8 protein-coding genes and 1 pseudogene are annotated in these 10,276 nt (G+C 28.9%); 1 reads left to right on the forward strand and 8 read right to left on the reverse strand.

Annotated elements, in window-relative coordinates; translation table 11 throughout:
* Positions 1–914, reverse strand: a 914-nt coding sequence (locus tag AC23MC_RS06680; protein ID WP_487567528.1) for an NHL repeat-containing protein, incomplete at its 3' end; no start/stop codon positions are given.
* Between the two features lie 502 nt (positions 915–1,416).
* Here AC23MC_RS06680 and AC23MC_RS06685 point away from each other — a divergent pair.
* Positions 1,417–1,602 (forward strand): annotated as a pseudogene (locus AC23MC_RS06685) (IS1/IS1595 family N-terminal zinc-binding domain-containing protein); the annotation flags it as partial.
* A gap of 120 nt (positions 1,603–1,722) precedes the next feature.
* Here the strand turns inward: AC23MC_RS06685 and AC23MC_RS06690 are convergent.
* The 7 genes from AC23MC_RS06690 to AC23MC_RS06720 all read right to left on the reverse strand — a co-directional run bounded on the left by AC23MC_RS06690 (position 1,723) and on the right by AC23MC_RS06720 (position 10,038).
* Positions 1,723–2,010, reverse strand: coding sequence for a helix-turn-helix domain-containing protein (locus tag AC23MC_RS06690; protein ID WP_487567527.1), 288 nt, complete (start codon positions 2,008–2,010; stop codon positions 1,723–1,725).
* A gap of 10 nt (positions 2,011–2,020) precedes the next feature.
* Entirely contained in the window at positions 2,021–2,923 is a 903-nt protein-coding gene (locus AC23MC_RS06695) for an Abi family protein (RefSeq protein WP_487567526.1), read from the reverse strand.
* Positions 2,924–3,200: 277 nt separating this feature from the next.
* Positions 3,201–3,665, reverse strand: a complete 465-nt coding sequence (locus AC23MC_RS06700; RefSeq protein ID WP_487567525.1) for a hypothetical protein — start codon at positions 3,663–3,665, stop codon at positions 3,201–3,203.
* A gap of 79 nt (positions 3,666–3,744) precedes the next feature.
* Positions 3,745–4,569: a hypothetical protein gene (locus AC23MC_RS06705; RefSeq protein WP_487567524.1), complete on the reverse strand. Its 825-nt coding sequence runs from the start codon at positions 4,567–4,569 to the stop codon at positions 3,745–3,747.
* A gap of 33 nt (positions 4,570–4,602) precedes the next feature.
* Positions 4,603–5,481: a phospholipase D-like domain-containing protein gene (locus AC23MC_RS06710; protein ID WP_487567523.1), complete on the reverse strand. Its 879-nt coding sequence runs from the start codon at positions 5,479–5,481 to the stop codon at positions 4,603–4,605.
* 113 nt (positions 5,482–5,594) lie between these two features.
* The gene (locus AC23MC_RS06715) at positions 5,595–7,031 is read right to left on the reverse strand and encodes a hypothetical protein (RefSeq protein WP_487567522.1); all 1,437 of its coding nucleotides are present in this window, start codon (positions 7,029–7,031) and stop codon (positions 5,595–5,597) included.
* Between the two features lies 1 nt (position 7,032).
* Positions 7,033–10,038 carry an Eco57I restriction-modification methylase domain-containing protein gene (locus AC23MC_RS06720; RefSeq protein WP_487567521.1) on the reverse strand — a complete coding sequence of 1,002 codons (3,006 nt, stop codon included), beginning with the start codon at positions 10,036–10,038 and terminating at the stop codon, positions 7,033–7,035.
* Positions 10,039–10,276: the final 238 nt, after the last annotated feature.

The following is a 10,276-nucleotide window of genomic DNA, read 5'->3' on the forward strand; positions in this document are numbered from 1 at the left end:
GGTAGTATATGAACCAGTCGTAATAATCCTTGTACGCTAAATTCGCCTGCAACATACCAACCTCCATTACCGTCAGAGACAGATTTATAAACTTGACCATTAATTTTAGGTTTATTAAAGTCGGGCAAGTCGGAACCTGTACTTAATAAAGCATTCCCCCCAGTATAATAGCCGTGATCTCCTGAAAAATTTCCTGCAACATATAAATTATTGGCATCTTGTTCTATTGAATTTACTGTAGAACTAGCAGAAGCAAAAGGAACGTACAAACCTGTACTGGCATCTAAAACGGCAAGGTTTCTAGCTTCCTTACCACCAATATTTGCGAAGGTACCGCCTACATAAACGTTCGCACCATCTTTAGTAATCGTACTTATACTACCATCAGGATTAGGATTCCAATTATTTAAAGTGCCTGTAGTTCCATTTAAAGCAGCTAAATAATTTTGCGTTTGATCGGCAATTTGCGTAAAAAAACCTCCAACATAAAGTGTACTTCCATCAAAGTATAATGCAGTTACTGTCGAATTTGGATTAGGAGCAAAAGAGGTATCTATACTGTTATCCGGTAGTATATGAACCAGTCGTAATAATCCTTGTACGCTAAATTCGCCTGCAACATACCAACCTCCATTACCGTCAGATACTACGGCATAGGACTGACCATTCAAAGATGGAAACTCTGGTAAAGTTAAAGCATCAGAATTAATTTTTGCAATTCCACCCGCCTTGTAACCCGCATTCGTGAAATTACCGCCAATGTAAATATTATTGATGTCTTGAACGATAGTATTTACCGACCCATTTGTAGAAATCGAGGATGGATTTAAGGTCTGTGAAAATGAGTAAGTCGCACATCCTAGTAAAATAAGAATGGAGAAAAAATATTTCAAAAGTTTTAATGTTTGTTTCATAAAAATAAAATTTAGTTTATATTATTATTCTATTAGGTATTTTACTTCAATAATGAATTGCTAATTGTAATAATTGCCTTTAATCTTGAATATAGGTTTGAAATTTGTTTTTTTCATTTTGTATAAATTAGTCTTCATTTTTTTTACTTGGATTTTTTGCTCTGAAATTTTCAAGAAATAGTAGTAGAGGAAAAAGATGGTAATTAATATTAAAAATGTTAAAAATTTGGAAACCATTATTTAACAAATTTAACAAAGTATTATATTTTTATCAATACCTGATTTCAGGTATATTTTTATCAATAATTTATCAATTTTGTTAACTTTTAATTAAAGTATATCATAAATAGGGGATAATATTCCAAAGTTAGTAATGAATCAAATCCAATAATTTAACTATTGGTAAATCAGTCCTTAATTAAAATTTAAACCTAATAGGCAAGCTGTAAAGTTTGCCTTTTTTAAATTTGAAAATCGTTTAAAACGAATGTAATGAAGAAAAATGACACCACGTGTCAAGGTTAGTGATACTGGAATTTGTCCTACTTGTAAATCAAAAAAGATTATAAAAAACGGTTTTACTAAAAATAGAAAACAACAATATTATTGTAAAAGTTGCAACACAAGAAGTATTGATTTTTACTCTAACATGGCTTTTTGCAAAAACATAAATTCCTCAATTATAAAAGGATGTGTTATTGACTTATTTGAATGGCTAGTTACTTTGAGGTCGGGAGAACATCGAAGAGCGACGTTGCAATAGAAAGACTTTGTTTAGCTGGAAAAATGTACCTAAAATTTAAAAAAATCAATTTATCCTAATCAGAGCCTCGTCAATTTCATTTTTTTTGTAATAAACTCTGTTGCCGAGACCGTAGGCTTTAAGTTTCCCTTTTTTTGTCCAGTTATAAAGAGTTGTAATATTTATTTTTAAATAGTCAGCTGTTTCTGTTCTAGTTAAAAGTAACTCTTGGTTTTTCTTATTTTGCAACCGTTCTAAACTTATTTCTAAACCTTCTAGAACCTTATTTGTTATTTTTGTGATTAATTCGTCAACTGAAATATTTTCTATTTCAATTATTGTTTTATTTACCATAACCTAAAAATTATTTCCACAATTCTTCTTGATCCCAGTTTACCTTCATTCCTAATGCATTAGGATCAACATTAGGATATTTTTCAAATAAAGTTTTTAATCTGCTAGTGAATTTGTTATCAGGCTCAATAATATTCAAAAGATATTTCATTATACATAAATGTATATATAAATATTGAAAATCATTTTGGTTTGGCACATCAACTATCCATTCGTAGGGTGGTTTTGATAGTAATTTTAGCGTTGAAGGTAAGTTTCTATTCCATAGTCTTGAATGGTGTGCACAAAAATTTCTTATTTGAGTTATTGATTGCAACCAGCTAGGTAAATACGTATGGTTTACCGCACCAAATTCTTGTGCTATTAAATCTTTTGATTTTATACTGTTTTTTAAATTTCCATATAATTTAGACAAAGATCCAAAACTTGTTTGTTCTAATGACTTCCAAGATGGCGGAAAACGCTTATCGTCTTTATGCTTGTTATTATGTTTCTTTATAGTTGGTTCTTTTGTGCGTTCTAATTCTTCTTCTAGACCAGAGAGAGTTTTTACTAAAGCTTTACTGTCATCAAATAAATCGAAGTTTTGAAACCACCATGGATCGAATTCATGTGAAAGATGGTAAATTAGTTTTGTTCTCAGGCTGATTTCAATGCGTTCTATTACATCAAATAATAAAAAACGAAGTTCTCTATCAAAGTTGTATAAAGCCATTACGTCCTCAAACTTACTATTGGGTTTAAATGTGTGGTTTTCTTTATCATCTTGCATAACATACCAATATTCACCTAGCCGATAATAGCTAATGTTTGCCAATTGATGTTCTGCATAATACTCATCATTGAACAGTAATCCTCTATTTTTCAAAATTTCAATTTGTTGCGAAATTGAAGTAGCATTTTTCTTAAACATACCTAAAAATATAAAACCCCAAAACAAGTTAAATAAACTATTTTTGGGGTGTGAATTTCTCTAAAAAAGCAAAAGACACACCCTGGGACGCTGTTCTAATGGGTAGCGTGGTGTGTACTGTTGGTGCAAATGTACAATATTTTTAATTTATTATCCAAATTTTTTACTTTTTTGGTTTTTTTCATAGTTTTATTTTACACTTTTTTAATCGTAATTAATTTGTTTACAAAGAATTTAAAATGTTGAAAACTATATCTTTTCAAATTAAAATCAAAAATTACTCTAAATACTTTTTAATATCATTTATGTAAAGAGATGATAAATCACCTTTTTTTATTTTTTTATTCGTATGTCCAATGTCTTCTCTAATTTCTTTCATTAGTTGTTCTTGAATCAATAAAAGTTCCTTTAAAATACTTTCATCACTATTTTCAGAGTATTCTTGTAATTTTGATTTCCAATCAATATATAATTTCAAAACATTTTCCGGAAACCAAACAATTACTTTTTGATGTAATTCTCTAAAAAAAATTACAGTTTCAGTGTGACTAATTTTTTTTCCATTTTTATCACCAAGAATAACTTTAAAATAAAAAGAAAGGAACTCTTCATAAATTGGAATTTTTTTAATTCTAATTTCAAACTCGATTTCTTTTTTGCGTTCTAAATAACGTGTTATAAAAAAACTACTAATAGTAATTGTTCCACCAATAATTGCTACAATTAAATTTATGTTTAACATCTTAATTTAGTATTCATTTATATAATTACATTTTAATTATTTTCAAAAATTGAAATTTTCTCTTCTCTCAACTCATAAACTACTCTATGAATGTTAGATCGATTTCATTTACATTCCCCTCCAAACCCCCAAAATCATCAAAAAAAGCCAAATTCCTGTCATTTTTCCCACTCACTTCATTTTGATATTCATCATTAGTTATTGCCTTTGAGATAGAAATAACCTCTAATTTTTCTCTTGAATTAATAAATTGTTCCAATTCGTTCCAGTTATAATATATCTCATATCCTTGTCCTACACCAGCTAAATGACGGCATTGGTCATTAACAAAATAAGCTTTATCTCCGCCAAGTGCTATAGTACTTTTCATGATGGATCTTCTAAAACTTTGGAAATAATCGTCCTTAAGTTGGTCTTTCGTTTGAATAGTTTTGCAAAATTGCCACCATCTGGAATAATAATATAAATCATTCATTAGAATTTCATCATGAATCATCATATAACCCTTTGCCTTTGTACTTTCATCACTAAATAAATAAAAATACGTTAGCAATATGTCTTTTTTTTCAGCTAATTTGACTTCTTCGTCCGGTAGATTTTCATGTGAACAATTCCAGTATTCAACCATGTCAAATAGTTGATCTCCAAACTTTTCATGTAACAGCTTTTTTTGGAAGTTTTCATCTACTAATATATATTTTTCACCTGAGTTGTTTTTTATAATCGAACCTAATTCGATAAGTTCATCATCCAAATCAATTCCTAACAAATTATTATGTTCTTTCGAAGAAAAATAACCATATTCAATATTTAAGTTCAGTCGTTCAGCTAAGTCAATAGCTAACGTTTCAACACTTGAAATGTTTAAGTTATGTTTACTTAATATTGAGATGTCGCAACCCATTGTTAATCATCAATTTTATAATTATGTTATTTTTTAGCGAATTTTATTGTTTGCAAACATCGAATCATTTCCGGCTTTTACTTTTTCGATAACAAATGAGTTATTTAAAATTTGGTCAGTAATCAATTGGTAATCTTCAATTAAATAATTAAAATTTATCTTATTTATTGGTATAAATTGTAAATAATAAAATGATTTGTGGCTAGTTTGCAAATCAATTCTATACTCATTTTTGAAGTTAAATTTTAATTTTGATATTTCATAAATGATTTGCTCACAATCATTGTAAGATTTTCTGATTTTTATAGTGTATTTAGAATTAACCATAACATCAGCAAAGGGGAATAAGTGTTTACTGAATATATAGGTTGAAGTGGTAACAAATTTAACTTCATCATAAGATCTAATAAAATGATGTGATAACTTTTCAAGCTCTTCATCAGTTAATTGAATTAAATCATCAGAATCATTATTTTCATCTACTTTCAGATCATTATTATTCGGAAGTTCAATTTTTGCAATATAATTGTTTACAAAATCAACTAATTCTTTTCTTTCGGAACTACTTTCTGTTTGATAGCCAATATCAATAGAGTTTCTGTCTGAGGAATAAATTATGTTTTGAGAAGTTACAATTCCATAATTATCATTATAGTACAACTTAGCATGCAGATTTTCAATAAAACATATTTTTATACCTAATCCTTCAAAAAAACTTAAATCATCATTGGTATCCGTTCTTGCAATAAATGTGATTTTCACATTCCTTTTCACTGCTCTTTGAATACACTTTTTCATTTTATCCCAATATTTAATATTTACATACGGAGATACCAGAACAAGCTCTTGATTTGCTTCTTCAATTAATGTCATTATTTTAGATGAAATTTCTAATGGTGGTATAAACTTCATAATTAACTTTTTTCTACAATTTTTATATCTTCTTTTATCAACTCTTATAACTTGTCATCCAATCAATTTCTTTTTCTGTACTTTTTCCTTTGCTCATTTCATTATAAATTTTCCTATTCTTTAACCTCTTTGTCATTTTCATTTTCAGGAAAAAAATACATTTGAAACCAACCATTTAGCCGTTTAATTATAATCAAACCAACATTAGTTTCCCAACTTCTACCAGACCAATCTTCACCCTCTTTTATCTCTCCCACTTCATAATATGATTTCCCGAACTTATCGATTCCCAATTTATCAGAAAACATTTTTACAGTAGCTTCAACTTCTTCTTGAGCAATCATATAAGTATTTGAAGGATTTTCTTTTCCTAGTATAAACATGGCTTCGTTTATTTCAGGTCTAGGTATTGTGATTTTATTGAAAAAATTAAAAAAGTATTGATTTGTATAATTTACCCAACCGAAACTATCGCCATTTTCATATCGTTGCTCTTGAAAGTTTTCTCCTTTCTTCATTACTTCGATTACATTTCTAAAATGATCGTCAAAACTATTTATATTTAAAAATGAATTGAAGTATTCAATAAATTCATTTGGTTTCAATACTTGTGTATGAATACCTAATTTTTGATAAACAGCTTTAGTTTTTAGGTAATTTTTATCATCATTAGTAACATAAAATTCAAACATCGATGCAAATGCGGCATGTGAAGCATCCTCTGTCGTATTTTTGAATGTATTCTTCTCTTTATCACTTACTTTTACTTTATCAGCTTTATAACCATGCATGTCTAATATTACATATTCATTAGTAATATCATTAAACCATTCTGGTGCATTTTTAGATTTATCGAAATATTTGTTCGGTTCAAAATTTTCTATTCCTGATTTTTTATAAGCATTTTCTATAACTTCAAATGGATTTTTGCCATCATTAAAATGACCACTTTCAACTCCAACTTTTTGCACGATAGTTCTCAAGTCTTTATAATCTTCTTTTTCGTTAAGATTGTGATACATTTTTCCAAAACTTTTAAAAAAACCATTCATTGTTTGGTCTTCTTTTAATCCCGGTAACATCTGCTCTAGCATTGCTGCACTTTCAGGATTTTCGAAAGCTTCTTTAAAGGAATTTTCTAGTGGTATTGATGAAATCAAATTCTTCATAGAATTGATCAATCCATTCATAACTTCATCACCCTCTATTGGTTTAAATAAATTATCAAGACTAAAATCTTCAAATATTGGTGCTTCTCTAATTCTATCATCAAGTAGTTCTCCTGGTTCATATCTACTTAAAACAACATTTTTCGAGTTATTTACTAAACACAAATTATTGGTAAGGTGCGTAATAAAATCTAAATCTTCTCGAATTAACTTTTGTTCTTCTTCGCTATGGTTTTTAATACTACTAAAGATGTCACCAATATGAGAAGTAGAATAAAGTAATAAAAACTTTTCTTTATTTGTAATTATGCTATTTAGTTCAGGAAAATAATTGTTTTTCATTCCTGACATAACATTCCAATCTAAATATACTTTTATCATATCAACTTCCCTCCACAATTTTAATCTCCTCCTCCGTCAACCCATACAACTCATAAACCATCCGATCAATTTCTTTGTCGGTGGCATCGATTTCATTTTTGATTGCAACCGCTTTTTGTTGCTCTTGCAAAAAGTAATCTTCCCACTCTGCTTCTTCAGAAAGAGAAAGTTTTATTTTCTTTTTACCTAACTCTTTTACAAATTCTGCAAAGGTTAATTCATACCAATTTTCTAGTTTTTTATTGATTTCTAAACCTTCAAATTTTCTTTGAAGTGTTCTATAAAACTTTTGAGATAATTCATTTATATCTATATTTCTTGATTGTATTAACTGTGCTTGTTCGATAAAGGGTATTTGTAAACTCTCATTTATTTCAATGATAGGTAAAGATTTTATGATACTTGGTTTAACTTCAGCGAAAACTTTTCCAACTTGAGGACATTTAGATTTATAAATAAAATCAAATAATTTAGAATTTAATAAGCATAGTAAATATTCTAATTTGAGATTACTTGTAATTATAAATAGAGAATTTTGCGGATAAAAGTTATTCTTATCTAATACTGCTCTTAAATCATGACTTGTTCTTCTCAATAAAATTTTATTTGATTTAATTTTGTTTATATTGGAAGGGTACATTAAATTTTTACCGTATAAAATATATTCATTTTCAAACCCTAATTTATATCTATTAACATCAGTTCCTGTGACCAATGGAAACCATTCTTCATCGATTTTTGAAGTTGAGTGATAAATTCTTTGATTTACCATTTCCCTAGTTTGAGCAGGAAATCCATGTCCTACTTGATATGGTTTAATACCAAAAATAATTTCACTAGAATTTTCGAAGGGTTTAGATTTAATTTCAAGTTTATTAATTAATTCATAATTTGAGGTTTTTAATTCAATTACTATTCTGTTCAATTCATCATTCAACCAAATTTTTTTATCAATAAAATGACTTATTAAATCTTTACCATTCCTCTGTTTTACTGCAAGAACCGTATTATCATCTAATTTATAATTCTTTAAAATTAAGGTAGAGCTTTCAACTATAGCATCATTAAAAACATTATCACCATGATCGATAATTTGTTCTATTTTAAATTCAAGAATGAATTTTCGAAATTCTGAAGTATTATTTATGAGCAACCAAGTATTTGGAACTATTAGACCTAAAATACCATCATCGTTTTTTATTATTTCTATTGAAAGCAACATAAAATATAGATACGTATCTTTTATTTTAGTTGGTACTATCGGATATTTTTTAACTAAAAAATTTAAAGTGGAAGTGTCTAATTTTGCTCCCCAAGGCGGATTTCCAATAATCACATCAAAACCACCTTTTGCAAAAACTTGCGGAAAGGCTTCTTGCCAATGAAAGGCTTTATCTGCGGCTACTTCGGGATCATCAATTAAAGAGTTGCCACATTTAATATTTCCGCTTAGGTCATTTAGTTTTCGGTTGGGTTGAGCCGTTCGTAACCATAAAGAAAGTTTTGCAATCTCTACACTTTCCTCGTTAAGGTCAACACCAAACAAGTTATTTTCCAAAATACTTTTTTCAACATCACTCAAAATCATTGCATCACCAAATAATTTGGCTTGCAACTCGTCAATGTAAGCATGTTCATTAATTAAAAAGTCTAAAGCTTGGTTTAAAAACGCTCCACTACCACAAGCAGGATCACAAATAGTAATTTGCAACAACCAGTTGCGGTAGGTTTGCAACCGTTCATTTAACTGCTGTACTGTTTTCTTTTGTCGCTTTTTGTCGGTTGTATAGTCTTCATCCAAAAGTTGCAACTCATTTTTCTTTTCATTGCAAAGTTTGCCAACTGTATTTTCTACAATGTATTTCGTAATATATTTAGGAGTATAAAAAACACCATCTTTTTTGCGTTTGGTTTTTGATTTATCAATTTCTTGACCTTCCAACTGAGCTTTCATTTCATCCAATTCATTCAACGAATTTTCAAAAATGTGACCTAAAATATTTACGTCAACTTCGCTTGCAAAATCGTAATCAGAAAGCTTTAAAGCATGTTTATACAATAGATCATTATCAATCGTAATGTGGTCTAAAATTTCATCGGGTTTAAAAAGTCCACCGTTGTAGGCATACACATCATAGCGTTTGCCTTTATAACCTGTGTTTAGGTATTCAAAATATTTTTTAAAGCGATCATACAGCGGAATATCCACATCTCTATCTTGCAAATCTCTCCAATCACTCAAAACCAATCGAACAGAGTTAGGAGGGAGGAGGTGTCGATCTTCTGCAAAAAACAAAAACAAAAAGCGATCCAATAACTTTTGAGATTTTTTGAATAAATCGATGGGTTCAAATTGCGAATTGTTTGCAACCAAATTGTGAAAAAGTTCTCGTTTGAATAAGGAGTAATCTTTATACAAACTTTTTGTAATCTGGTCTTCTTGGCTCAAAGATTCCTCTTTAATCCGCTTTGCAAGGTGGTTTGCAAGATTGTTGCAACCCAAAATAAGGTATAAAACATCAAACTCAGACTTTTTAAGTTTGAATAAATTAAACTCAATGTATTCAATGGCATTATCAATATAAAATCGAATTTTCTCAAAGTTAGAGGTGATAATGTAGTTGCAATCCGGTTGATTGTTTTTATAACCAAATGCTTGACTTTCAATTTTACCTAAATCTGTGGTATCAGTTCCTTTTAATTCGATTACAGCAATCACCTTTTCATTAATCACAATTGCACCATCGGCTTTTTTGCTGTCTTTGACGTTTTTGTATTCGGTTGTTAGATTAAAATTCGGTTGCGGATTTTTCGTGTAACCTAAGATTGCAACAAATAAGTCAAGTAAAAATTCTCCTTGATATTGTTCTTCTTTACTGTTTCGGATATTGTCCTGAATAGTCGCATTGTGAAAATGATTCTGAAACTGAATCCATTTTTCTTGCAAAAGGTTTTTATCTTGTGTTTTTAAGTATTTAGAAATAACAGTCGTTTGGAATAATGACATTGAAAAGCATAATTGATTAGATTTTATAAATTTAGTAAGAAATTGTGATATGTATTTAATAAAGTTTGAAACTGTTATTAACAGTTGTCAGATGATATAATTTGCAAGGCAAAAGTTCGATGAAAAGTTGTTTTATTTAAAATATACAAAGCCGAAAAAAGTGTCTTGTCCTAAAATAGCTATACACAAAAAAATGTATATGGAAAACCCAGAACAAGAAATTTATGCTTCACGGGAG

The organism is Flavobacterium sp. T50_26 (assembly GCF_057652995.1).